Source organism: Halococcus sp. PRR34, from assembly GCF_028617175.1.
GTDB lineage: Archaea > Halobacteriota > Halobacteria > Halobacteriales > Halococcaceae > Halococcus > Halococcus salifodinae.
In genome coordinates this window covers 88,944-113,933 of record NZ_JAQJDA010000005.1, presented here as the reverse complement: position 1 = coordinate 113,933, position 24,990 = coordinate 88,944, and the positions used below count along the sequence as shown (strand labels likewise).

Genomic DNA, 24,990 nt, shown 5'->3' with positions numbered 1-24,990 from the left:
CTTTCGGCAACGCGAGACATAACACATGGTTTCCGCATTGCTCGTCGCGGGAGTGCTCGTCGCGGTGTTCGTGGGCTACAACATCGGAGGCTCCTCGACCGGGGTCGCGTTCGGCCCCGCAGTGGGAAGTCGGATCACCGGCAAGACCCTCGCGGCGGTGCTCTTTACCGCCTTTGCACTGCTCGGTGGCTGGACGGTCGGACAGGAGGTCATCACGACGATGGGCTCCGAGATCGTCGCCGAGGAGTTCACGCTCGCGGCGAGCGCCGTGTTGCTCTTTTTTACCGGCGGCTCCCTCCTCATCTCGAACCTCTTCGGCGTACCTGCCTCGACCTCGATGACTGCCGTCGGCGCGATCGCCGGACTGGGCGTTGCGAACGGCACGCTCAACCAGGACGTGATGTTCGGGATCGTCTCGGCGTGGATCGTCGCTCCACTCGTCGCGTTCTGGATCGGTGTCCTCCTCGGTCGGTACATCTATCCACACCTCGATGCCAGGATCTCGTTCGGTCGGATCGAGGACGGACTGTTCGACGTGGATCGTTCGGGGACGATCCCCCGACCCCGACTTCGGGAGGGCGCGACCAGGCGGGACATCGTGGGTGCGGCGGTCGTCCTGATCGTTGCGTGCTACAACGCGTTCTCGGCGGGCGCGTCGAACACCGCGAACGCGGTCGCGCCGCTGGTGGGCAGCGGCGAGATCGGAGTCGGCGCGGGCACGCTGCTCGCGGTCGGTGCGATGGGGATCGGCGCGTTCACGATCGCCCGGCGCACCCTCGACACGGTGGGCGACGGGATCACCGACCTCCCGATCCTCGCCGCAATCCTCGTCTCGCTGATCGGCGCGACCATCATCACCGTGCTCTCGAACCTCGGCATCCCGGCGAGCCTCGCAGTCAGCATGACCTCGTGTATCATCGGCCTCGGATGGGGCCGGGCCTCACGCGCGGTCACGCTGGCCGATGCCGCCGAGACTGCGATCGAGGGCGAGGGTCGCCCGGACGTCTCGGCGGGTGCGCTCGTTCCCGCGCGGACGAGCGAAGCACGGGATGGATCGGATGCGCGAGAGCGACCAACTGCCGACGGCACGCCCGAGGGACCTGCTCAGGGTCCGACGGTCGGCGACCTCGCGGCCGGTGAGAAGCCCGCTGAGGCCACGAATCCTGGTAGCGCCACGGGCGACACACCGGTCGACCCTGTCCCGAAGATCGGCACGGAAGACCCTGAGGAACTCGCGGCGGCGGATCTGTTCGACCGCGCAGCCACGGGGCGTATCGTCACGATGTGGCTTCTCACGCCGACGATCTCCGCGATCGGCTCGTATCTCGTGTTCGCGTTCGTGCTGTGACGCCGACGGCGATCCGAGCCACGACCCGCCCGATCCGTCAGGTCGAACGGAAATCGCTTTGCTCGTCCGCGTGCAATAGCTCCGCATGAGCGAGTCCACGACGCAGGTCCTCGTCCCGCTCGACGGGTCGCCACGATCCGAGCGCGCGCTCGATCACGCCCTCGACATGCCCGATGTCGCGATCACCGTTCTCACCGTGATCGACCCGTTCGACGTCGATCCGCTCGCGCCGGGCCTCCAGTCGCCGACTGGAGTGCCAGGGATGCCCGGCTACTCCGAGGAGTGGTACGAGGGCGCGAAAGCCAACGCCGAGGAACTCCACGACGACGCCCGCGAGCGTGCCACAGAGCACGACCGGTCCCTAACTACTGAGATCGTCTTCGGCCGGCCCGCGCGCCGCATCGTTGCGTACGCCGACGAGAACGACGTCGATCATATCGTCATCGGCAACCACAGCCGCGAGGAGTTCCCGCACGTCCTGCTCGGCAATACCGCCGAGTCGGTAGTGCGTCGCTCGCCGGTGAACGTGACCGTCGTTCGGTGAATCAGTGCCGGCCGCCGAGTAGCACCCCTTTTTGTTCTCGGCCGTCGGAGACCGCCGCATGGCACGAAAACAGGCAGTCCGCAAGCGGATCGTCGACAGCGGCGTGACGGCCGTCCTCCGAGGGATCGACGAGGAGGACATCGTTCCGGTCGCCGAAGCGATCCACGCGGGCGGCGTGACCGCGATCGAAGTGACCGCCGACGCGAAGCGATGTACCGAGATGATCGCCGCAGTCGACCGCGCGCTCGCTGACACCGACGCCGTCGTGGGGGCCGGGACCGTGATGGACGCACCGGCTGCGCGCAACGTCATCGAGGCCGGCGCGGAGTTCGTGCTCGCCCCGAATCTCAACGAAGAGGTCATTCGGGTCTGCAACCGCGAGAACGTGGTCTGTATCCCTGGCGTGATGACGCCGACCGAAGCGGATCGCGCGATGGCGGCCGGGGCGGACATTCTGAAACTGTTCCCCGCATCCACGGTCGGGCCGGATCACATCGGCGCGATACAGGGCCCGCTCGGCGACGTGCCGGTGATGCCCACGGGCGGGGTGTCGGCCGACAACGTCGCGGAGTACTTCGACGCCGGCGCGGTCGCGGTGGGTGCGGGGTCGGCGCTGGTGGATTACGACGCCATCGAACGCGAGAACTGGGACGCGGTGCGCGAGTCCGCCGCGGAGTTCGTCGCGGCCGTCGAGGACGCGCGGTCCTGAGGTCGGCCGCGATCGTTCCGCCAACGGTGAGTTCCTGTTCGCCGTCAGATGTTCACTCAGTTCCGTCGACCAGATCGCTCGCCACGCCGGTGTAGCCGGCGGGCGTGAGAGCGTGGAGTTCCTCGCGAGTCGCCTCGCTCACGTCGAGATCGTCGAAGAGGTCATAGAAGTCCTCCAGGCTGGTGCGTCGTCCTCTGGTGAGCTCTTTGACTCGTTCGTAGGCGTCAGTGTGGCCCTCCCGGCGGAGGATCGTCTGGACGGCCTCGCCGATGACCTCGGGGTTCGCTTCGAGGTCATCGCGCATCACTTGCTCGTTCGGGACGACTTTCGAGAGTCCGGCCTCGGTCTTCCGGTAGCCGATGCAACAGTGCGCGAGCGCCGCACCGATATTACGCTTCACCGTCGAATCCGAGAGGTCGCGCTGGAGCCGTGAGGTGGTGATGTACCCCCCGAGAAAATCGAGGTCCGAATACGCCTTCGAGAGGTTGCCCTCCGAGTTCTCGAAGTCGATGGGGTTCACCTTGTGGGGCATCGTCGACGAGCCGGTTTCGTCCGCATCGGCGCGCTGGCCGAGATAGCGCTGGCTGACGTAGCGCCACACGTCGCGATCGAGATCGAGGAGGACGGCGTTGGCACCGCTGAGAGTGTCGAACAGCGCCGCGAGGTCGTCACACGGGTTGACCTGGGTGACGGGCTCGACGAACTCCAGATCGAGGGATTCGACGAACTCGCGCGCGAACGCCCGCCAGTCGACCTCGGAGTAGGCGGTGTGGTGGGCGGCGTAGGTCCCGCTCGCGCCTGCGAGCTTGCCCGCGAGGCCGTCAGCCGCAGTTTCGACCCGGTCGATCGCGCGGTCGAGCCGTCCCACGAAGACAGCCATTTCTTTGCCGAACGTGGTGGGCGTGGCGGGCTGGCCGTGGGTCCGTGCGAGCATCGGCACGTCCCGATTTTCGTCAGCGAGTTCGCCAAGCGCATCCCGCACCGCTTCGAGCGCAGGAATCAGCACTTCCTCGATGGCGGGACCGATCAGGAGGCGATGGGCGAGGTTGTTGACGTCCTCGCTCGTGAGCCCGAAGTGGATCCACTGGTCGGCGTCGAGATTCTCTGGAAGGGCGTCGCGGACGAAGTACTCGACGGCCTTCACGTCGTGGTTGGTCGCCGGGTACTCGTCGGTTCCATCGACCTCGATTCGTTTGATCCGTCTCGCGTCCTCGTCGTCGAACTCCTCGTAGGCCGCCCGGAGCGTCGTGCGGTCGTCGGCGTCGATCGTGAGCGGTGTCGCGTCGAGATCAGCGAGCGCGAGGAGGTACTCGACTTCGACGCGGACGCGAGCGCGCAACAGTGCGCCCTCGCTGACGTAGGGAACGAGCGGCTCGGTGTAGCGTGCGTACCGGCCATCGAGGGGCGACACAGTCGAGAGCGGGCCGCGATCGGTCATGGGCGCGGATGGGACGAGCGCTCGAAAAAGCGTGCCGGTTGGCTCGATCCACGGCCCCGAAGCACGCTATCGAAGCGACAGACCACAGCACCGAAGGTCGTGGCCCGCTTCTCGACGACCGGTATCGATGACCCGACAGCGCTCCGTTCGAATGGTCGTCGACGGAACCGCACTGCTGGGGCGGGGAGGCCGGTAGCGTGGCGCAGCCTGGTCGCGGGCTCGGAGTTCCCGACGCGCTTGGTGGGCTGTTCGACGAGGTCGGCGTCGTCGTGCTCGCGGCGCTGACCCAGCTCGGCGACGTCTGGTTCATGTCCGTTCTCGCCGGCGGCCTCTATCTCGCATCGACGCGGCCCGGCAATCCACTTGCTCGGCGGCGCGGGGCGTTCGTCCTCGCGCTGCCGATCGTGTACGTCGTGACGGTCCAGGCGCTGAAGGGTGTCTTCGCACTTCCGCGACCGCCCGATGCCGGCGTTGCAGCGACGATCTCGTGGCTCCCATCGCTTCTCACCCCCGTCTTCGAGAACGCCGCCACCGCCGAGGGGTACGGTTTTCCGAGCGGCCACGCACTCGGGACGACGCTGGTCTGGGGCGGCGTGGCGCTCGCGACGGACTATCGAACCTGGCGCTTCCGGCTGGGCGTCGCGGGTGCGGCCGTCGTGGCGGTGTCGTTCTCCCGGCTCGCGCTCGGCGTCCACTACCTCGTCGACGTGATCGCGGGGGTGGCGATCGGTGCGGTACTTCTGCTGGCTCTGTACTGGTTCGCCGACCGCGGCACTGATCCCGGGCGGGCGCTCCTCGTCGCAGTCGCGATCGGCCTCGTCGGTGTACTCAATGGGATCAGTTTCGATAGCGTCGCAGCGTTCGGCGTCGCGGCCGGAGCGTGGTTCGCGTGGTATGCGCTGGTCGATCGAGCACCGGCGACGCCCCGGACCTCGGCGATGGCTGCCGTCAGCGTGGTGACGCTGGCGCTCGCTGGCGTGCTCTTTCTCGCGCTGTACGTTTCGGTGCCGCCGACACCGGTGACGGCGATGGGCAGTGCGGTCGCTGCCGCCGCGATCGTCGCCGCACCGGATCTCGGTGAGCGCGTCGTCTCGGCCGTCGATTCGGAACGAGATCACACACGAACGGGATGAATCCGAACGCCTTTGCGCGCGGCGCGCACGCCTCCGATCATGACACGGATCGCCGGCGTAGCGGGCAATCGCGGACGCAACCTCTGCCGGATCGCCGACCGGGAGCCGGGCGGTGCGACCCTCGCAGTGATGCTCGCGACCGACCCCGCTGCCCCCGCACTCGATGCCGCGGCCGAGCGCGGGATTCCGACCGAAATCGTCGAACGTGGCGACGACGAGTCCGACGCGGCCCACGAACAGCGGCTTCTCGACCGGCTCGACGGGTACGATATCGATCTGATCTGTCTCGACGGCTACATGCGCGTTCTCACGAGCGAGTTTATCGACGACGCGCCGCTCACGTTCAACATCCATCCGTCGCTGCTCCCGGCGTTTCCGGGAGCGAACGCCCACGAGCAGGTGCTTGCGTCGGGTGTGAGCGTGACTGGCTGCACGGTCCACGTCGTCACCGAGACGGTCGACGGCGGCCCGATCGTGACCCAGGAGACGGTCCCGGTGTACGGCGACGACGACACCGGCTCGCTCAAGCAGCGCGTGCTCACCGAGGCGGAGTTCGCGGCCTACCCACGTGCAGTCCAATGGTTCGCCGAAAATCGACTCACGATCGAGGGTGCAGGCGACGATCGTCGGGTTCGCGTCGAGGGTGACACCGGCGGGATCGGCGGCGATGGCGAGGATGACAGAAGCGACACGGGGAGCGCGTTCCCCTCGCGGCGCGTGACGAGCACCGAGCGCGCCGCCGAACTCCGGTACGGCGAGAACCCACACCAGGCGGCGGCGGTGTACGCCGACCGCACTACTGACGCGGCGAGCGTGGTCGACGCCGAACAGGTAAACGCGGGCGCGAAGGGGCTCTCGTACAACAACTACAACGACACCGACGCCGCACTCGGCCTCGTCCGGGAGTTCGACGAGCCGGCGGCCGCGGTCATCAAACACACCAACCCCGCGGGGTGTGCCACCGCCGACGACCTCGCGACCGCCTACGACCGCGCGCTCGCCACCGATCCGATGAGCGCCTTTGGGGGGATCGTCGCGCTGAACCGAGAGTGCGACGCCGCGACCGCCGAGTTGATCGTCGAATCGTTCAAGGAGGTCGTGATCGCACCGGGCTACACCGACGACGCGCTCGCGGTGCTCACGGGCGAGGAGAACCTCCGGGTGCTCGATACCGACGGATTCGGTCCCGAGGCGGGCCGGTTCGTCGAGACACCCATCACCGGGGGGCGGCTCGTTCAGGAGCGCGACACACAGGCGCTCTCGCCGGATGGGCTGGAGGTCGTGACCGAGCGCGAGCCGACCGCCGAGCAGGTGGAGGCGATGTGCTTCGCGTGGCAGGTCATCAAACACGTGAAATCGAACGCCATCGTCCTCGCCGACGGCACCGAAACTACTGGTGTCGGGATGGGACAGGTCTCCAGAGTCGACGCGGTGCGGCTCGCGGCGATGAAGGCCGACGAGCATGCCGAAGGGACCGGCGCAGCGGGGTCGGTGATGGCCTCCGACGCCTTCTTCCCGTTCCCCGACGGGATCGAGGCGGCGGCCGAGGCGGGCGTGGAGGCGGTCGTCCAGCCCGGCGGCTCGGTGAACGACGACGACGTGATCGCTGCCGCCGACGATCTCGGACTCTCGATGGCGTTTACGGGCCAGCGCGCGTTCCGTCACGACTGATTGACCGTCCCGCTTCGCTCACAGCGTCTTCAGTCACTCGGCCGTCAGACCGGCCAGCGACCACCGGTCAGCCCCCGTTCGTGTTTTTCTTCGGGTATCACAATCGCTAAAGGGACGCCGATCGGTCTATGAGATACATCCACTCCGAAACGCCGCTCGATCGCTACGGGGTGTCTCAACTGTTATGAACGGAACGAACCACACCGACGCCATCGATCGGTCTTCCACTTCCTCACGTCGTCGATTCCTCTCGGTCGCCGCAGCCGGTACGCTCGCGAGCATCGGCGGGCTCGGCAGCGTTGCAGCCCAGTCGGAGCCCGAGATCATCCGGCTCGGCGGCGAAATCGCCGGCTGGCAGGGCCGTGCGCCCGACTCGATCGCCGGCGAATCGAACCCCACGCTGCAGCTCGAAGCCGGCACCACCTATCGGGTGGTCTGGGAGAATTTGGACGGGATGGGGCACAACTTCGCGCTGCTCGATGGCGACGGCAACGTGCTTGAACGTACCGAAGTGATGAGCGAGGAGGGCGCAACACAGTCCATCGAGTTCACCGCGCGCGAGGCGATGGCCGAGTACGTCTGCGAGCCACACATCACCTCGATGCAAGGGACGATCTCCTTCAGCGACGGGTCGGGCGGCGGAACAGCCACGCCGACACCGACCGAGGATGGCGAGTCCGAACCGTATATTCCATCGGGTGCGTCGGTCCGGCTCGAAACGATCGTCGATGGTGGTCTCGTAGCCCCAGTCGATTTCGAGGTGCCACCGGGAACGTCGAGCCGACGGTTCATCGCCGACCGACTCGGACAGGTGTATCTCCACACCGACGATGGGCTTCGCGAGGAACCCTACATCGATGTGAGCGATCGAATGGCGGAAGTCGGCGGCGAGAAAGGGCTGCTGGGGATGGCGTTCCATCCCGAGTTTCAGTCGAACGGCCGATTTTTCCTGCGCTACAGCGCGCCGTTGATCGAAAGTGCGCCCGATTCGTACTCCCACACCGAGGTGCTCGCGGAGTTTCGGGCGAGCGACGGGTCGGCGACCGTCGCGAGCTTCGAACGCCGACTCCTCGAACTGCCCCAGCCCCAGGACACCCACAACGCGGGAGCGATCGCGTTCGGGCCCGACGGATATCTCTATATCGGCGTCGGCGACGGCGGTGGCGCACACGACAACAACCCTGGCCACGTCGAGGACTGGTACGAGCGCAACGAGGGCGGCAACGGACAGGACGTCAGGGAGAACCTGCTGGGATCGATCCTCCGGATCGATGTCGACGGCGAAAGCGAGGACAAACCGTATGCGATTCCGGACGGCAACCCGCTCGTGGGCGACCCCGGATTGAACGAGCAGTTCGCGTGGGGCTTTCGCAACCCGTGGCGGATGGGATTTTCCGATGGACGGCTGTTCGTGGCCGACGTCGGACAGAACGGGTTCGAGGAAGTCAGCATCGTCGAGAAGGACAAAAACTACGGCTGGAACGTCCGCGAGGGAACCCACTGTTTCAAACCCGGGCCCGAGGGGAGCCGCAATCCGCCCGAAGAGTGCCCGAGCCAGCTCCCGGCAGACGTCCGTGGCGGCGAGCGACTCATCGATCCCGTCGTCGAGTACCCGCACAGCTACCAGGGCCAGGGCGTCGGCTCGGCGGCCATCGGCGGCTACGTCTACGAGAACGACGCGATCGAGTCTTTGGGAGGGAAGTACGTCTTTGGCGACTTCCGAAAGACCGCCGAGACCGAGACCCCAACCGGCTCGCTGTTGGCCGCCACTCCGACCGACGAGGGGCTCTGGGAACTCGAAGAGCTCACGATCGAGAACACCGACAGCGGGACTGTGGGCGCGTACGTCCTCGCCATCGGGCGGGACAACGACGGCGGCCTCTACGTGCTGACGAGCGCGGAGACCTCCGAAGGACGGACGGGCGCGGTCCACCGCATCCGACCGCCGCAGAACGCGGCACAGCGCACTACCGCGACGCCAAACAACGGCTCCGCTGGCAACGCGACGGCGGGCAACGCCACACCGTCGAACGCCACAGTAGCGAACACGACGGAGATGGCTGGATCGACGACGAACGCGACGACCGCCAACGCGACTGCGACGACGAACGCCACGCCAGCAAACGCCACTACGTCGGCGACCCCGGCCGCGACCACCGTGACTGAAACAGGCGGCACCGCAGCGACCACGACCGGAACGACCGCCACCGAACGCGCCGGCAACGAGACGACGGCCGGCGGCGGGAACGATAGCACGGGCGACGCCGCGGGATCGAGTGGCTCCGGTCCGGGATTCGGTGTACTCGCGGCACTTTCGGGGCTCACGATCGGTGCGGCGCGGCTGCTGTCCGGACGCGACGACTGACGGTTCTCGTCGCTCGCTGGCTGTTTCTCGATTGTTGGGGGTGCGTCCCGTTCACAGGATCGTTCGTCGAGAGCCGATTCCGGAACGGTTAGGGCTGCGGGCGGGACACGAACGAGCATGTCACCGCGTGTCGTCACGCTCGGGGAGACGATGGTGTTGATCAACCCCGCCGAATCGGGGCCGATGAAGTACACCACCGAGTTCAAAAAGAGTCTCGGCGGCGCGGAGAGCAACGTCGCGATCGGCCTCGCACGGCTCGGTCACGACGTCGGCTGGATCAGCAAGCTCGGTGCGGACCCCCACGGCGAGTATCTCCGCTCGTTCGTCCGTGGCGAGGGCGTCGATACGAGCCACGTGACGACCACCCCGGACGCACCGACCGGGATCATGTTCAAAGAGCGCCGCGCGCTCGGCGAGAGTTCGGTGTACTACTACCGCCACGGCTCGGCCGCGTCCACCATGACGCCCGCCGATCTCCCCGAAGCGTTCCTCACAGACGCCGAGTATCTCCATCTCACGGGGATCACGCCAGCTCTCAGCGATTCGTGTCGCGAGACCGTCTTCGCCGCTGTCGAACGCGCTCGCGAGGCGGACGTGACGATCTCCTTCGACCCAAATCTCCGGGAGAAACTCTGGGACAGTACGGAAGAGATGCGATCGACGCTCCTCGATCTGGTGGGGGCGGCCGATATCGTGCTGCCCGGCATCGAGGAAGGTCGAGCGCTGTTCGACGCCGACGATCCCGAGGCCATCGCGGCGGCGTGTCTCGATCGTGGGGCCGACCTCGCCGCGGTCAAACTCGGCGCGGCGGGCGCGCTCGTCGCCGACCATGCGACGACCGAACGCGTCGCAGGCTACGACGTCGAACGGGTGGTCGACCCGGTCGGGGCGGGCGACGGGTTCGCTGCGGGCTTTCTCGCGGGTCGTTTGCGAGGTCTCGACCCGGTCGAAGCGACGGAACGCGCAAACGCGATCGGCGCGTTTGCCACGACCGTCGCTGGCGACATCGAGGGCCTGCCCACCAGCGAGGAGCTCGAGGTCTTCCGTGGTGAGCGCGACGCAGTGTATCGGTAACGAACGCAGCACTCGATCCCGTGGTCGTGGCGTTCGTGGTTGTGATGGCTTTCGATCGACAATCACTGGTGATCGTCCACGACAGAATCATCACTGAAACACAGTATTCAAATACGAGTGAACCATTCGTTCGAGCATGGACTGGCAACATCGCAGAGACCGAACGAAAGCGGAGCGGAAAGCCGACGAACCACGCTCGGGTACGCGGTGGTCGTTCATCGCGGCCGCGGTTCCCGGGGCCTGAGAACACGCGTTTCTGTCGCCGATGGGACTGTTCTCGAATGAACATCTCTGACGAGCCGTAGCCGGGGATTTGGACACAGAAGGCCGTGCCCGCCTCGACCAGCCGAGCCACCGCGTTCGGTTCGACTTCCCGATCGAAGGCCGATTCGTTGCTCCGCCACCACACACCCGGACAACAGTTATGTAAATCGAGTGTCTTCATGCTCGGGTGATGAACATCGGAAAGCAGGCTCGGGTCGCGGGGAGTGCACACGTCGCCGACGGTGCCAAGATCGGCAAACACGCCACGATCCACGACGGCGCACACGTCGGTGCCGACGCCCGCATCGGCAAACACGTCGAGATCCACGAGAACGCGCAGGTCGAGACTGGCGCTCGGATCGACAAACATGCACACGTCCACGCGGACGCGTCAGTCGGAACAAACGCGCGTGTAGGAAAGCACGTCCACGTTCACGAAAACGCTCGGGTCGACGAGGGTGCGCGGGTCGGCAAGCACGCACACGTTCACGATCACGACGTCGACGGCGGTCGCCGGACACGGTAGCCGCCGACCGGCGTTCGGCGTCTCGTTTCGTCGGACGGTCTCGACGCCGGACGTGATCACTCGGAACGGGACTTTCGAAGCGCCGTCACGGCCTCGTGATCGGGCAACGCGTCGATCGCCCCTGTCTCGGTCGTGGTGAGTGCGGCGACCGCATTGGCGAACGCGAGGACTTCGTCGAGCGATTCGTCGCCAGCGAGTCCGTGGAGGACGCCCGCGAGGAAGGCGTCGCCCGCGCCGGTTGCGTCGACGGGATCGACGTCGTAGCCCGAATGGGAGACGTCGACGGTCCCCCACGGCGCACGGTCGGCGGCGATCGCGCGCGACCCGTCGGCTCCCCGGGTCAGGAACACGGTGTGTGGCCCGGCGGCGAACAGGTTCGCGGCGAGGTCGGCGGGATCGTCGCCCGCGAACGACGTTCCGTCGAGGTCCTCGATCGAGGTCTTGACCACGTCCGTTCGATCGAGCATGGCGTCGAGCGTTTCGTGGAGGGTTGCATCGTCGGGCCAGAGCTCGCGTCTCGTGTTCGGATCGAACGCCACCCGGCAGCCGTGGTCGCGGGCGCGCTCGCAGAGAGTGAGGAGTGCGGAACGGGCGGGTTCGGCCGCGAGCGCCACCGGCGCGTCGACGCAGAGCCACTCGATGCGATCGAGCGTGTCATCCGAAACGACGCCCGCATCGAGATGCCCGCCGGCGCTGTCCGCCCCATAGAACGTGAAACTCCGGTCGGCGTCGGCGTCGTGGGCAACGAACGCGAGCGTCGTCGGGTGAGCCGAGCGCGTCACGATCCGATCGGGAATCCCGTTTTCCGTCAGCGTCTCACCAAGAAAATCGCCGAACCCGTCGGTCGAAACGTTCGTCAGAAACCATGGCGGTGTGTCGAGGCGGGAGAGCGCGATCGCGACGTTCGCCGCTGCACCACCCGCTCGCCGTGAGAACGATTCGACTTCGGAAAGCGGTCCTGGCTGTGCGGGCAAGAAATCGATCAGCGTCTCACCGGCGACGAGGATCGCTGGATCGTCCATACCGACTGCTCGCGGTCCGCCGGGAAAGGTTTGGAGGCTCGCCCGTCTTACTTCAGGTCGACATCGACCCACTCATCCGATCGCGCGGCCTCGTAGGCTGCCTCGGTCACGGCGGTCACGCGTAGTGCGTCGCGGGCCGTGGCCGGTGGTTCGCTCCCTTCGTCGATCGCCGTGATGAACGCCTCGGCCTTGTTCACCTGATCGCTCCGGTCGATGTACGGGATGTGTTCGGTGCTCTCGGCGTCGATCTCCGTGACCGTGCGTGGCTCCCACTCCCGACCGTCGAGATACATTGCGCCGTCGTCGTCCCAGAGGTGGATATGTTCGCGGACGCAGGGCGAGTCGCCCGAGACCGAGACGTTCGCGGTCGCACCGTTCGCGAACTCGATTAGTACTACGGCCTCGGCGTCGACTCGCTGCTCGTCGTCCGCAAAGCGCATCCGCGAGGAGACTGCCGTCGGCGTCATCCCCGTGGTCCAGAGCACCGCGTCGAGCAGGTGGCTGCCGGTGTCGTAGAGCATCCCGCCGCCCGAGAGATCGGGGTCAGTCCGCCACGTCTCCGTGAAGTTCGACAGCCAGTTCTGGGTGATCTCCGCGGTGATCCACTGCGGTTCGCTCTCACGGAACCGTTCGCGTGCCGCCACGAACGCCGGATTGAGGTGGCGCTGATACCCCACCATCAGCGTCCGGTCGCTCGTTTCGGCCCGGTCGGTGATCTCTTGGGCGTGTTCGAGATCGGTCGCCAGGGGTTTGTCACAGAACACGTGGAGGTCGTGGTCGAACCCCGCCATCACCTGGTCGTAGTGGAGGGTGTGCGGCGTCCCGACGAGGATCGCATCGAGCGGTTCGTCTTCGATCATCGCCCGGAAGTCGTCGTACAGTGACCCCTCGTCGACACCGAACGTGGCCGCGGCTGCGGCGCGCGGTTCGGGGGCGATGTCGGTGATCGCGGTCACCGCCGCTCTCGGGTGGTGGTGGAACTGTCCGCCGACCGTCGTGCCGATGTAGCCGGTGCCGATGACGCCGACGCGAAGGGAATCGGATGTCATTCTCCGACCCCCGTCCACTCACCGCGGTCGTCACTGCGCTCGATGGCGTCGAGGACGCGCTGTACTGCGAGGCCGTCGGCGAACGAGGGCTGGAACGCCCCGTCCTGATCGACCGCCGAGAGGAACTCGGAGTCCTCGTGGACGAACGTGTGTTCCCAGCCGAGGACGTGTCCCGGTGGCCACCAGTGCTCGACGTAGGGGTCGTCGGCGTCGGTCACGAGCACCGTCTCGTAGCCCCGGTCACCGTCGCGGAGCAGTTCGAGTTCGTTGAGACGTTCGAGCGAGAACCGGAGACTCCCGTCAGTACCGTGGACCGCGATGGTGTGGTCGTTCTTGTGGCCGTCGGCGACCCGTGAGGCCTCGAAGGTGCCCATCGCGCCGTTCGCGAACTCGGCCTGGGCGGAGTAGGCGTCGTCGACGGTCACCTCGCGTGCGTCCTCGCTCTCCCCGCTCTCCTCGCCCCCCTCCACTGGCCGCTCGTCGACGAACGTCCGGAGGTGACCGCTGACCCGTTCGATGCTGCCCGCGTGCTCACCGACGAGGAACCGCGCGAGATCGATCGTGTGCGCGCCGAGGTCGCCGAGCGCGCCGCTGCCGGCGAGCTCACCGTCCATCCGCCACGACCACGGCTCTTCGGGGTCGACGCCCCAATCTTGAAGATACTTCCCGCGGACCTGACGAACTTCGCCGAGCTCGCCCGCCTCGATCAGGTTCTTCGCGTACTGGATCGCCGGTACGAACCGATAGTTGAACGCACAGCCCGCGATCGCGTCGCTCGCGTCGGCGGCGTCGGCCATCCGCTCGGCGTCGTCGAGGGTTGGTGCGAGCGGTTTCTCACAGAAGACGGGGACATCCGCTTCGAGCGCCTCGATCGACGGTTCTGGATGGACGAAGTTCGGCCCGAGGTTGTAGAAGACGTCCACGTCGTCGATCGCCGATTCCCAGTCTGTCGCGGTGTTAGCGAAGCCCAGTCGATCCGCAGCGTCCGCGAGCGCGTCCTCGTCGCGGCCGACGAGCGTGTGGCGTTCGATCTCGGGCGCGTCCGGGAAGAACATCGGGAGTCGTGCGAACGCGTTCGAGTGGGCTCTGCCCATGAAGCGATAGCCGAGAACGCCGATTCGGAGTGCCATATCCGAATCACAGGCGATGTCGTCTTAGTTCTCCGGGTCGGGACTCAGCGCCAATCGGCGAGGAACTCGACGACATCGTCGAGGGTGGGGTACGCGCGCTCGACTCGCTCGACGGTGCGGCGCACCGCCCGCGGAGCCATCGTTTCCTCGGCGATGAACACGCCGGCGTGATCGGAGACGTCGGCGAAATCCTTGCGATCGTACGTCAGGATGACCCGATCCGTGTCCCGCCCCGCAGCGATCACCACCGGATCGGACGCACCCTTCTCCAGAACGTCCCCGGCCCGCACTACGTCATGTCCGGCGGAATCGAGCGCCGACACGTGGGCCGGCCTGGTGTTCTCGTCGGCTAAAATCCGCATTCAGGCGCGCTCGACGAACTCCTCTGGATCGACCGGGCGCTCCTCGCGGACGTGCTCGATCGCATCCCGAGCACGACGCTCGATCTCCCGCAGCGTCTCGGGATTGTCGAACGCGTAGGCGAGCGCGGCGTGAACGTCCGCGACGGAGACGCCGTCGTATCCGGCGGCGATCGCCTCGGGTGTCTCGCCGTCTTCGTACCGGCGGTGAACGTGCGCGACGCCGATGCGCGTTCCGTCGAGTCGCGGATCGCCGCCGAGCACGTCCGCGTCCGTGACGATGGCTCGCATCACACTCCCTATGCACGGAATCGTATTTAAAATCTCGTCAGTGGAGTGTGGCTACTCCGCCCAGTAGGCGTCGCCGGGCGTCGTCTCGAACACCGCCCTGTCGAGCACGTCGACCGCCTTCTCCAGCCCCTCGCGCGAACTCGTGAGCGAATCCTCGTGTTCGATCGAGAGCGCGCCGTCGTAGCCCACCATCCGGAGGGTAGAGACGACCTCCTTCCAGTGTGATTCGCCGTGGCCGTAGCCCACAGTCCGGAAGAGCCACGATCGGTCTTCCTCCTCGGTGTACGGCGTCGTGTCGAGGTGACCCTTGACCCGCGCGTTCGACTCGTACAATCCTGTATCCTTCGCGTGAGTGTGGTGGATCGCGTCGCCGAGATGGCGGATCGCCGCGGGGATATCGATCCCCTGCCAGTAGAGGTGTGAGGGATCGAAGTTCGCGCCGATGCGGTCGTTCGTGGCCTCGCGGAGTCGCTCCATCCCTGTCGGCTCGTACACCAACATGTTGGGGTGCATCTCGATCGCGACGTTTACTCCCTGTGCGTCGGCGAACTCGGCGAGGTCGGCCCAGTACTCTTCGGCGACCTCCCACTGGTAGTCGTGAGCCTCCTTGTGCTCGGTCGGCCACGGCGCAGTGATCCAGTTCGGGACCTCGTCGTTCGGGCCGCCGCCGGGCAGCCCCGAGAAAGTGGTGACGGTATCCACATCGAGCTGGGCCGCCAGTTCGATCGCCTCCCGGAGCTCGGTGTCGGCCGTCTCGGCGTGTTCGTCGTCGGGGTGGATCGGGTTGTTGTGGGTCGCGAGCGCCGAGATCCGGAGGTCGTGCTCGTCGAGGAGCGCGTGGAGATCGGCCTGGGCGTCCTCGTCGTCGAGATACTCCGCGCGCGGGAGGTGGTCGTCGCCGGGACTCCCGCCGCAGCCGAGTTCGACCGCATCGACCCCGAGGCCGGCGAGGGACTCGCAAGTCTCGTCGAGCGGCTGATCGCCGAACGGCACGGTGAGTACGCCTATGTCCATACGAACGGTTGCTACGGGTGAACGAATAAAGGTTCAGGTCGAGGCGGCGACGCCCGCGTTCGTCCCCGCCGATCCCGGCTCGGTCTCCGGTTAGTCCCCGGTGGGTGATCCTCGCCCAGACCGGTGGTCGCGCTCTGCCCCCTCGTCGAGGGGGTCTTCGAGCTCGCCCATGACTTCCTCGAAGGCGTCGGTGGCGGTGAGGAGGCCGACGATCTCGCCGTCGTCCTCCACGAGTGCGAGCTCTTGACGTTCTGTTTGGAACCGGTCGACCGCGTCGCTGACCTCCTCGTCGGCCGGAATCGTCATCGGCGGCGTAGCGAGCTCCTCGATGCCGATCTCGCCGTTCGTGAGGTCGTCGTACCGGCTCGTGATCGCCGGCAGGTAGACGATCCCCCGGAACTCGTCGAAGTCGCCCCCGAGCAACGGATACCGGGAGTGAGAGTGGTCGTTCATGACCGCGAGGTTCTCCGCGGGCGAGTTCTCGGTCGAGAGCGCGGCGATCTCCTCGCGCGCCACCATGACGTTGCGGATGGGTACGTCGCCGGCGACCAGCGCGTTCATCACCTCTTCGCGTCGTTCCCCGGAGATATCGCTCTCGTCGAGCACCGACTCGAATCGTTTGTGGAGGTCGGCACGGCTCTCGACGTCTTCGGCCCCGGATTCGAGCCACGCACCGGTCATCTCCACACCGAACAGCGAAAGCGTCCACTTCGCTGCCCCATCCCCGAACGTGATGACCGGCCAGGTGATCCGTGTGAACCAGTACAGCGGCGTCGCGCCGTACCGACAGACCTGCTTCGAGCGCTCGACGCCGAGATAGGTTGGAGCCTGCTCGCCGTGGGTGAGATGGAGGAGGTTAATGAGGAGAAACGCGAGAATCGCCCCCGCACCGACCGATGCGAGGATTGTCCCACCGAACAGCGGCTCGAAGATGGCCGCCAGCGCCGGTTCGGCCACGATACCGACCGCGATGCTCGAAGAGGTAATCCCGACCTGGCAACTGGTCAGGTAAATCTCCAAGTCCTGGGTCATCTCCCACGCGCGTTCGAGACCGGCAACCCCCGGCTCGACGAACTCCGATTCGGTGTACTGCTGGGCGCGCGTCAGGCCGAACTCGATGGCGACGAAAAAGCCGTTGGCGAGGATGAGCGCGAGACCGGCGAGCAGCCGAACGGTGATTTCGAGACCGTTCATGCCGGCTCACCGCCCGAATCGGGCGTGTCCTCGCGCTCTCTGGCCCGTTGATAGACGTCGAGGGGGTCTTCGAGCTCGCCCATGACTTCCTCGAAGGCGTCGGTGGCGGTGAGCAGGCCGACGATCTCCTCACCATCCAGAACGAGCGCGAGTTCCTGGTTCTCCTCCTGAAAGCGGTCGACGGCGTCGCTGACCTCTTCATCTACCGGCAGCGTCATCGGCTCGGTGGCGAGGTCGGCGATGGCGACGTCACCGTCCCGAAACTCCTCGAAGCGGTTGGTGAGCGTGGCGAGATAGACGATACCCAGAAGATTCCCGTCACCGCCGAACAGCGGGAAGCGCAGATGAGGACTGTCCTCGACGACCGCGAGGTTTGCTTCCGGTGTGTTCGCCGTCGAGAGTGCGGCGATGTCTTCTCTGTCGACCATGACGTTGCTGATGGGCATCTCGCCGACCGCGAGCGCGTTCATCACCTCCTCGTAGCGTTCCTCGGGGAGGTCGCCCTCGTCGAGCACCGAGCCGAGCTTGCGGTGGAGGTCAGCCCGTCCCTCGATAACGTCGACCTCCGATTCGAGCCACGCGCCGGTCATCTCCACGCCGAACAGCCTGAGCGTCCACTTCGCCACCACGTCGCCGAGGTCGAGGATCGGTCGGATGACTCGCGTGAACCAGTACAGCGGCGTCGCGCCGTACCGACAGACCTGCTTCGAGCGCTCGACGCCGAGGTAGGTGGGGGTCTGCTCTCCATAGACCTTGTGTACCAGGCTCACGATGAGGAACGCCAAGAACACGCCCGCGCCAATCGACGCGAGAACCGTCCCACCGAACAGCGGCTTGAGGATGGCCGCAAGCGCTGGCTCGGCGATGATACCAAGCGAGATGCTGGCGGCGGTGATGCCGACCTGACACCCCGTGAGGTAGATCTCGAGCTCCTCGGTCATCGCCCAGGCACGTTCGAGTCCGGTGTTGCCCGGCTCCACGAACTCGGATTCGGGGTACTGCCGGGCGCGGGTCAGCGCGAACTCGATCGCGACGAAGAACCCGTTCGCGAGGATGAGTGCGGCCCCCGCGATGAGTCTACCGACGATTTCGAGCAGTTGCATTGGCTACTGGTTTCGTTGTGTCGTCGGCGGAGCAAAAAAGCTGGGTCTTTCCGGTGATTCGGGACGGAAGCGGTCGGTTCAGTCGAGCTCGACGGGAGCTTCCTGTGTCGTGTCATCGAGCCGGATCGCACGGCCGGCCTCGGAGGAGCGGTAGATCGCGTCGATCACGCGCTGGACGGTGATCCCCTGCTCGATCGTGTTGCGCTCTGGCGGTTCGCCGTGCTCGACCGCATCGAGGAACGAGCGCTGTTCGGCCATCATGGCGTCGTTCGAACGGGTCGTGATGTCCGTATCGGCGAGATGGTCGGCCCCCTCTTTGCTGCTCTCGTAGAGCTTCAGACTGTCCTCGTTCTGGTCGAAACACGCTCCCGCGTCGGTGCCACGCACGAGGAACTCCTGGTTGATCGGGCGATTGGTCGCCCACGCCGCTTCGAGACTCACCGTCGAGCCGTCGGCACACCGAATGAACGCGCTCACCGAGTCGTCGACATCGAACCCGTCCGGCCCGAGGTCCTCGCCCCACATGTCGATATAGGCGTAGTCCTCGCGCGTACCGAAGGCCGATCGTGTGGTCGCCGACACCTCGACGACCTCGGGGAAATCGAGGAAGTGAAGCGAGAGATCGATCGCGTGCACCCCGATGTCGATCAGCGATCCGCCGCCGGAGGTGTCACGGCTCGTGAACCACGACCCCCGACCAGGAATCCCGCGTCGTCGGATGTAGTTCGCCTCGACGTGGCGCGTGGTGCCGAACCGTCCCTGTTCCTGGAAGCGTTTCAGCACCTCGACGGGGTTGGTGAAGCGGTTCTTGAACCCCGTCATCACGAACCCGTCACTGTCGGCGGCGGCGGCAGCGATCCCTTCGGCGCTCTCGATCGAGTGTGCGAGGGGTTTTTCGAGGAGAACGTCGACGTCGTGTTCGAGCGCGCCGACGGCGTACTCCTCGTGAAAGCGATTCGGCGTCGCGACGATCACCGCGTCGGCGACCGCGAACAGTTCGTCTGCCGTCTCGTAGGTGGTGGTCGCATACGCGTCCGCAAAGCGCGCGCGAACGTCGGGGTCGACATCGACGCCACCGACGAGATCGACCCCATGATCGACCAGCCGGTCGGCGTGGAACCGCCCGATGTTCCCGAGACCGACGATCCCGACTTTTGGAGGGGAAGAAGAGGACACGAACGCCGTCTAGGGTGTCCTGGGTTGTAAGAATACCGTTCTGTGGTCGGTTCGGATCAGAATTCAGTACAGTTGGCGCTCGCGTTCCTCGCGCTCGGCCTCGCGTTCAGCCTCCTCCTTCTGGCGTCGTCGCCCGCGCCAGTACTGACGGACGAGGGGGATGAGCTTGTTTTTGACATCGAGCACGAACGAGACGAGCCCGTACGCCCAGAAGACGAACAGCAACGACATCCCGCCGATGTAGAACAGACCGATCTCCGAGACCATGCTCAGTCGTCGCCCTCCGCTTCCGTCCCGGTCGCACCCTCGGCACGAGTCGGCTGGACGAGACCGTGGGCGATCGCCTTACCCGACGCCGTATCGAAGAGGTGGATCTTCTTGCGATCGAGCACCACCTGCATCACCTGATCCTCCTCGATGTCCGAGGTGGGGTCGACGCTCATCAGGAGCTGATCGCCCGCCTCGGGGTCTTCGAGATCGGTGTCGGCGTCCTCGGCGAGCAGGAGATAGACGAAGATCTCGTCGCCCATCGGCTCGAGGACGTCGGTCGTGGTCTCGATCTCGGCGGTCGCGTGTGACACCGATCCCGCGGTGTCGGTTGGATAGACGTCCTCGGGTCGGATCCCGAGCGTGACCGCATCGCCCTCGCTCACCCCGATCGTTCCGGGATCGAACTCCACGTCGATGTGTTCGGATTCGAACCCGTTCACGCCGATCGTCCCTTCCGCGAAGTTCATGCTCGGCGAGCCGATGAACCCCGCGACGAACAGGTTCGACGGCTCGTTGTAACACACGAGGGGCGGATCGATCTGCTGGAGCTTCCCGCCGTCGATCACCGCGATCCGGTCGGACATCGTCATCGCTTCGGCCTGGTCGTGGGTGACGTAGATCACCGTCGTCCCGAGCTCGCGGTGGATGCGCTGGAGTTCGGTCCGCATGTGGACCCTGAGCTTCGCGTCGAGGTTCGCGAGCGGCTCGTCCATCAGGAACACGTCGGGTTCGCGTACCAGCGCCCGTGCGATCGCGACGCGCTGGCGCTGGCCCCCACTCATCTCGCTCGGCATCCGATCGAGCATCCCGCCCATCTGGACGGTCTCGGCCGCGTTGTCGACCCGACGGTCGGTTTCGTCCTTGTCGAAGTCCCGGAGCCGGAGCCCGAAGGAGATGTTGTCGTAGACGTCCATGTGGGGGAACAGCGCGATGTTCTGGAACACCATCGCGACCCCGCGGTCCTTCGGGGGAAGAGTCGTCACCTCCCGGTCGCCGATGTGGATGGTGCCCTCGGTTGGTTTGGTCAGTCCGGCGACGGTCTCCATCGTCGTCGATTTCCCACAGCCCGACGGCCCGACGAGCGTGACGAACTCGCCATCCGGGATTTCGAGGTTCATGTCGTCGACCGCGACGACGTCGTCGTAGCGTTTCGAGACGTTTTCGAGCGTGACTTTTGCCATTTTGTTACTCCTTGAGTGCGCCACTGGTGAGGCCGCTGACGATGCGTTCTTGGGCGATGACCACGAGGATCGCGACCGGCAACACGCCGACGATGCTCGCGGCCGCCATCAGGTTGTACGATGCGGTGTACTGGGTTTGATACCCCAGAATCCCCCACACGATGGGGGCCCAGTTCTTCGCCTGTCCGTCCGTCATCAGGAACGAAAAGAAGAACTCGTTGTACACGTTGATGAAGGTGAGCACGCCCGCGGTCGCCACGCCGGGTGCCGACAACGGGATGATGACCCGAAAGAGCGCCCCGAGCCTGGTGGTACCCTCGACCCGGGCGGCGTCCTCCAGTCCATCCGGAATTTGCCCGTAGAACGTGGTGAGGATGAATATCGACAGCGGCATGAACAGCGCGCTGAACGGCAGTATCATCGCTCCCGGCGTGTTGAACAACATCGGACTACTCACTCCGAGTATCTCGATGTTCCCGGTGAACAACCGAAACAGCGGCAGGAGAAACGCCGCCGGTGGGAAATACGAGATGGCGAGCACGAGGATCATCAACACACCCCGGCCCGGGAAATCGAGTCGTCCGAAGACGTAGCCCGCGAGACTTGCCAACACGAGGACGATGATCGTCGTCGCCACCGCGAGCACGAGGCTGTTGAAGAGGTAGACGTGGAACGGCAGGCGCTGGAAGATTTCGACGAATGCGCCGGGATTGAACCCCTTCGGGAGCAACCCCATGTCGACGATGGCGGCCTCGGGCGTGAGCGCGAGCACCAACAGCCAGTAGAAAGGGAACAGCGTCGTGATGAGGAAGAAAATCGTCACGATGTAGAACATCGCCCGGTAGGTCCGCTCGGGGTTGGATATCGAACTCTGCACCCAGCGGGTGAACGGACCGCCTTCGTCCTCGCTGGACTGCTGTTCGCTGGTTTGTGCGCCCGCCATCTCAGACACTCCCCTGCGAGCCACGCCAGTATCTGACGATGTACACCGAGACCACGATGCCGATGATCGCCGCCGTCACGAACGCCACCGCCGAGGCCGTGCCGTACCGACGGGTGCTGAACGTCGTAACGACCAGACACGAGAGAGAGGGCACTGTCGTACAGCTCGACGTCGTCTCGATCAACCCGTAAATCCGCATCGCTGCGATCGTTCGGAAGAGCATGGCAACCAGGACGGTGGGCAGTATCAGCGGGAAGGTTATCATCTTGAACTGCTGCCACTTCGTCGCGCCCGAAACCTTCGCCACGTCGTAGAGGCTCCTGTCGACGCTCTGGAGACCGGCGAGAATCAACAGCGCCATGAATGCTGTCGTCTTCCAGACGTCAGCGAGAATGATGATGGGAAGCGCCTCGGCGCTGTTGACCAGCGGCGTTCCCGACATGCCGAGCGCCTGGACGACGTCGACGCCGAAACCGATACCGGGCTGAAAGAGCAGGAAGAAGATCATCCCCTGGATGACGATGGGCACCGCCCACGGGATGATGATGGCCACGCGGACCCAGCGCCGACCCCGGAAGTCCTGGTCGAGCACGAGTGCCTGCCCGAACCCGATCAGCGTCTCGAAGAGCACGCTGACGATGGTGAAGATGAACGTGACGACCAGCGCGCTCTGGAACGGCGCTGACGGGTCGAAGAACGGCTGTGGCAGCGCCACGGTATCGAGTTGCCCGGTCAGCAGGTTCACGTAGTTCTCGAAACCGACGAACTCCCCGAGTTGGTCCGCACCACGGATGCTGTCTGCGTGCAGCGACATCTCGAAGGTGCTCATGAGCGGCCAGATCGCGATCACCGCGAGCAACAGGAACGCCGGGGTGAGCAGCAAGTAGGCGAACGCCGCCTCGCTCAGGTTCTCCAGCCAGCGCACCGCGCTCGCGTATACTCCCGATCGCCCCTGTGCTCCGCGTTCGGTGGGTTGTTCCGTTGCCATGGTTCAGTTGTTGTAGTCCTCGATCTGTTCGAGTTGACTCTGTAGCGTGCTCATCGCCTGCTTCGGCGGCGCGGACCCGTCCATGCCGGCGTGGACCTGTTGGGCGATTTTGCCCGATTCCTGCGGCCAGACCACGCTGGCAGGACGGGGAATCGAGTTCTTCCCGGCGACCTGAAGCGTGTCGATGTACTTGCCGACGGTGGGGATCTGCTTCGCCTCTCGTGTGGCGAGGAGCTGTTGGTTCGGTGGCAGAAGACCGAGTATCTCGAACAGTTTGATCTGGAAGGACGGCTGTGTCAGTGCCCCGACTACTTCCATGGCCTGTTCTTTCTTGGAAGTGTTCGGATTCACGCCGATGTGCCATCCACCGAGTGCCGCCATCGGGCCGCCGATGTTCTTGTACTTGGAGTTCTGCTCCGGAGTGGCGTAGGGCATCGGCATGACGCCGAGCTTGTCCCCGAGCGCGTCCTCTGCTCCGGCGGCGGCGATCGCGTACGGCCACTGACGCAACGCGACCATGTTCCCGGCAGTAAAGGGACTCAGCGAGGAGTCCTCGATCCAACTGAGCACCGCGTTCGGGGAGATCTGCTCGTACCCATCGAGCGTGTTGGGAGCGTTCGACCCGAAGATGAACGTCTTGAGCATTTTGACCGCGTCGACGACGGGCTGTTTGTTGACCGTCACGGGCCGATTGCCGACGGGGCCGAGCAGGGTGTCGCGGCCACCGAAGTACGCGCCGCCCCAGCTGCTCATGAACTCGTTGAAGTTACAGCACGAAAGCCCCTCGTAGATGTTCCCCTGCCAGCCAAAGCCGTAGTTGACGCCCGACTTTTCCTTCGTGTCGGCGACGATCTTCGAGAACCGCTTCCAGCGCATCGATTCGGTCGCCCAGTTCTCCTTTTCGGGGCTGTAGCCGGCGTTTTTCACCAGGTCCTTGCGATAGAGCATACTCCCGAAATCCACGTACATCGGGACCGCATACAGGTTCCCGTTCGGGCTCTTCGCTGTGTTGACGCTGGCCTGGAAATACTTGTTGTTGATCCGGTTGAGCAGCTTTTCGGGCAGTTCGTTGCTGAGATCGAGCAGTTGGCCGCGGTTGATGTAGTTCAGCGTCCATCCGCTGTCCATGTCGAGGAGAGCTGGCTCGTCGAGATCGGCCGAAAGCCACCGCGTGTACTGTGATTGGCGCTGGTCAGTGCTGGCGGGACCGGCGACCATTTCGAGGTTGACGTCATTCGACATCCCCGCGTTGCGGAGTGCCTTTTTTATCGCGGTGCTCTCGCCGGCCATGTCCGTGCTGGTTATCCACCGGATGGAGTTCGACCCCGCCTCGTTCCCGCCGACCGTACAGCCGGCAAGCGCCGTCGCGGCTCCGGATGCACCCGCCGCTTTCACGAAGTCGCGGCGGGTAACACCCCTTTCTGCTGTGTCTGAGCGTGTGTTACCACCATGCATCACCTTTAATCGGAAACAACTGATGCACTTATAACTGCGGCTTTTATACTATCTCTGCAAATTTGGATTTAATTGCTGAGGAGGGATTCTTCAGCGATTAGCACGGTATCTGCTGAGAATACCGCACGCACGCTGGGGCCGGCGGTTCGGGGCGATCGAGTGGCGGCTGTGGCCCCTCGGCGTCGGGGTCTGCCGGAGTGGACAGTCACCCGCTTGCGTCACTTCGTATCTGCGCGGACGAAGGTCACGGGACACGGCGCGGAGAGCATCACTTTCTGGGCCGTCGAGCCGAACACCGCCTTGCCGGCGGGTGAGCGCCGTCGGCCGCCGACGATGACGAGGTCGGCGTCGGCCTCCTCGGCCAACCCCACAATGCTGTCGCCGTGATCGCCGACCGCACCGCCGACGGCGTGATCGACGCCGGCATCGTCGAGCCGCTCGGCGAGCTCGCGGATGGTGGCATGGCGGCGGGCGACGTCGTCCGGCGACACCTCCCCGGACGTGGTATCGAACCCGAGGTGATCGAGTGATTCGGCGTACTCGTCGTCGGTGAAGACGTGGCCCAGTACGACGGTCGCCGCCGATGGTCCGGCGATATCGATGGTCTCTTCGGCCAACCGATCGACCCGGTCTGCGTCGCCCGGTCCCACCGCCAGCACGACGGTATCGAGTGCCATGTCACCTCCTTTTCGACACCTCTACATAATACTACGGGCGGTCGACCGTGTTTCGGCAGCTCCCGT

The 24,990-nt window shown here is 65.4% G+C and carries 24 protein-coding genes; 8 read left to right on the top strand and 16 right to left on the bottom strand.

Annotated elements, in window-relative coordinates; genetic code table 11:
* Nucleotides 1-25 precede the first annotated feature (25 nt).
* The 3 genes from PHA81_RS08390 (at nucleotide 26) to eda (ending at nucleotide 2,601) form a co-directional block, all read left to right on the top strand.
* Nucleotides 26-1,348, top strand: a complete 1,323-nt coding sequence (locus tag PHA81_RS08390) for an inorganic phosphate transporter (protein WP_005041986.1) — start codon at nucleotides 26-28, stop codon at nucleotides 1,346-1,348.
* Nucleotides 1,349-1,433: 85 nt separating this feature from the next.
* Entirely contained in the window at nucleotides 1,434-1,892 is a 459-nt protein-coding gene (locus tag PHA81_RS08385; protein ID WP_273836391.1) for a universal stress protein, read from the top strand.
* A 58-nt stretch (nucleotides 1,893-1,950) separates the two neighbouring features.
* Entirely contained in the window at nucleotides 1,951-2,601 is a 651-nt protein-coding gene (gene eda, locus PHA81_RS08380; protein WP_273836388.1) for a bifunctional 4-hydroxy-2-oxoglutarate aldolase/2-dehydro-3-deoxy-phosphogluconate aldolase, read from the top strand.
* 52 nt (nucleotides 2,602-2,653) lie between these two features.
* On the opposite strand, the gene purB is transcribed toward eda, so the two are convergent.
* Nucleotides 2,654-4,039 carry an adenylosuccinate lyase gene (gene purB, locus PHA81_RS08375; protein ID WP_273836387.1) on the bottom strand — a complete coding sequence of 462 codons (1,386 nt, stop codon included), beginning with the start codon at nucleotides 4,037-4,039 and terminating at the stop codon, nucleotides 2,654-2,656.
* Between the two features lie 197 nt (nucleotides 4,040-4,236).
* Here purB and PHA81_RS08370 point away from each other — a divergent pair, with 197 nt between their 5' ends.
* The 5 genes from PHA81_RS08370 to PHA81_RS08350 all read left to right on the top strand — a co-directional run bounded on the left by PHA81_RS08370 (nucleotide 4,237) and on the right by PHA81_RS08350 (nucleotide 11,072).
* Nucleotides 4,237-5,172: a phosphatase PAP2 family protein gene (locus tag PHA81_RS08370; protein WP_273836386.1), complete on the top strand. Its 936-nt coding sequence runs from the start codon at nucleotides 4,237-4,239 to the stop codon at nucleotides 5,170-5,172.
* Nucleotides 5,173-5,211: 39 nt separating this feature from the next.
* A complete protein-coding gene (gene purH, locus PHA81_RS08365; RefSeq protein WP_273836384.1) occupies nucleotides 5,212-6,843 on the top strand; it encodes a bifunctional phosphoribosylaminoimidazolecarboxamide formyltransferase/IMP cyclohydrolase in 1,632 nt (543 codons plus the stop codon).
* A gap of 184 nt (nucleotides 6,844-7,027) precedes the next feature.
* Nucleotides 7,028-9,208 (top strand): PQQ-dependent sugar dehydrogenase, encoded by a 2,181-nt coding sequence (locus tag PHA81_RS08360; RefSeq protein WP_273836382.1) that lies wholly within the window; start codon nucleotides 7,028-7,030, stop codon nucleotides 9,206-9,208.
* Nucleotides 9,209-9,325: 117 nt separating this feature from the next.
* Nucleotides 9,326-10,282 (top strand): sugar kinase, encoded by a 957-nt coding sequence (locus tag PHA81_RS08355; RefSeq protein ID WP_273836380.1) that lies wholly within the window; start codon nucleotides 9,326-9,328, stop codon nucleotides 10,280-10,282.
* A gap of 454 nt (nucleotides 10,283-10,736) precedes the next feature.
* The gene (locus PHA81_RS08350) at nucleotides 10,737-11,072 is read left to right on the top strand and encodes a UDP-3-O-(3-hydroxymyristoyl)glucosamine N-acyltransferase (protein ID WP_005041971.1); all 336 of its coding nucleotides are present in this window, start codon (nucleotides 10,737-10,739) and stop codon (nucleotides 11,070-11,072) included.
* A gap of 56 nt (nucleotides 11,073-11,128) precedes the next feature.
* Here PHA81_RS08350 and PHA81_RS08345 read toward each other — a convergent pair whose 3' ends face one another.
* The 15 genes from PHA81_RS08345 to PHA81_RS08275 all read right to left on the bottom strand — a co-directional run bounded on the left by PHA81_RS08345 (nucleotide 11,129) and on the right by PHA81_RS08275 (nucleotide 24,924).
* Nucleotides 11,129-12,094: a carbohydrate kinase gene (locus PHA81_RS08345; RefSeq protein WP_005041969.1), complete on the bottom strand. Its 966-nt coding sequence runs from the start codon at nucleotides 12,092-12,094 to the stop codon at nucleotides 11,129-11,131.
* A gap of 47 nt (nucleotides 12,095-12,141) precedes the next feature.
* Complete coding sequence (locus PHA81_RS08340; protein ID WP_005041967.1) at nucleotides 12,142-13,143, bottom strand: Gfo/Idh/MocA family oxidoreductase; 1,002 nt, start codon at nucleotides 13,141-13,143, stop codon at nucleotides 12,142-12,144.
* The gene (locus tag PHA81_RS08335) at nucleotides 13,140-14,273 is read right to left on the bottom strand and encodes a Gfo/Idh/MocA family oxidoreductase (protein ID WP_005041964.1); all 1,134 of its coding nucleotides are present in this window, start codon (nucleotides 14,271-14,273) and stop codon (nucleotides 13,140-13,142) included. Before PHA81_RS08335 ends, PHA81_RS08340 begins: the two co-directional genes overlap by 4 nt.
* Nucleotides 14,274-14,317: 44 nt before the next feature.
* Entirely contained in the window at nucleotides 14,318-14,635 is a 318-nt protein-coding gene (locus tag PHA81_RS08330; protein ID WP_005041961.1) for a DUF5615 family PIN-like protein, read from the bottom strand.
* On the bottom strand, nucleotides 14,636-14,923 hold the full coding sequence (locus PHA81_RS08325; protein WP_005041959.1) for a DUF433 domain-containing protein: 288 nt from the start codon (nucleotides 14,921-14,923) through the stop codon (nucleotides 14,636-14,638).
* Nucleotides 14,924-14,974: 51 nt separating this feature from the next.
* Nucleotides 14,975-15,937 (bottom strand): sugar phosphate isomerase/epimerase, encoded by a 963-nt coding sequence (locus PHA81_RS08320; protein ID WP_005041958.1) that lies wholly within the window; start codon nucleotides 15,935-15,937, stop codon nucleotides 14,975-14,977.
* A gap of 90 nt (nucleotides 15,938-16,027) precedes the next feature.
* Nucleotides 16,028-17,131, bottom strand: coding sequence for a hemolysin family protein (locus tag PHA81_RS08315; RefSeq protein WP_005041955.1), 1,104 nt, complete (start codon nucleotides 17,129-17,131; stop codon nucleotides 16,028-16,030).
* Nucleotides 17,128-18,234 carry a hemolysin family protein gene (locus PHA81_RS08310; protein WP_005041953.1) on the bottom strand — a complete coding sequence of 369 codons (1,107 nt, stop codon included), beginning with the start codon at nucleotides 18,232-18,234 and terminating at the stop codon, nucleotides 17,128-17,130. The genes PHA81_RS08315 and PHA81_RS08310 overlap by 4 nt, the downstream gene beginning before the upstream one ends.
* A 78-nt stretch (nucleotides 18,235-18,312) precedes the next feature.
* Nucleotides 18,313-19,410, bottom strand: coding sequence for a Gfo/Idh/MocA family oxidoreductase (locus tag PHA81_RS08305; protein ID WP_005041952.1), 1,098 nt, complete (start codon nucleotides 19,408-19,410; stop codon nucleotides 18,313-18,315).
* 63 nt (nucleotides 19,411-19,473) lie between these two features.
* Nucleotides 19,474-19,677: a hypothetical protein gene (locus PHA81_RS08300; RefSeq protein ID WP_005041951.1), complete on the bottom strand. Its 204-nt coding sequence runs from the start codon at nucleotides 19,675-19,677 to the stop codon at nucleotides 19,474-19,476.
* A gap of 2 nt (nucleotides 19,678-19,679) precedes the next feature.
* Nucleotides 19,680-20,861, bottom strand: coding sequence for an ABC transporter ATP-binding protein (locus tag PHA81_RS08295; protein ID WP_005041950.1), 1,182 nt, complete (start codon nucleotides 20,859-20,861; stop codon nucleotides 19,680-19,682).
* Between the two features lie 4 nt (nucleotides 20,862-20,865).
* The gene (locus PHA81_RS08290; RefSeq protein WP_005041948.1) at nucleotides 20,866-21,804 is read right to left on the bottom strand and encodes a carbohydrate ABC transporter permease; all 939 of its coding nucleotides are present in this window, start codon (nucleotides 21,802-21,804) and stop codon (nucleotides 20,866-20,868) included.
* 1 nt (nucleotide 21,805) lies between these two features.
* Entirely contained in the window at nucleotides 21,806-22,792 is a 987-nt protein-coding gene (locus tag PHA81_RS08285; RefSeq protein ID WP_005041946.1) for a sugar ABC transporter permease, read from the bottom strand.
* Between the two features lie 3 nt (nucleotides 22,793-22,795).
* A complete protein-coding gene (locus tag PHA81_RS08280; RefSeq protein ID WP_049909928.1) occupies nucleotides 22,796-24,247 on the bottom strand; it encodes an extracellular solute-binding protein in 1,452 nt (483 codons plus the stop codon).
* A gap of 218 nt (nucleotides 24,248-24,465) precedes the next feature.
* On the bottom strand, nucleotides 24,466-24,924 hold the full coding sequence (locus tag PHA81_RS08275) for a universal stress protein (protein ID WP_005041943.1): 459 nt from the start codon (nucleotides 24,922-24,924) through the stop codon (nucleotides 24,466-24,468).
* Nucleotides 24,925-24,990 lie beyond the last annotated feature (66 nt).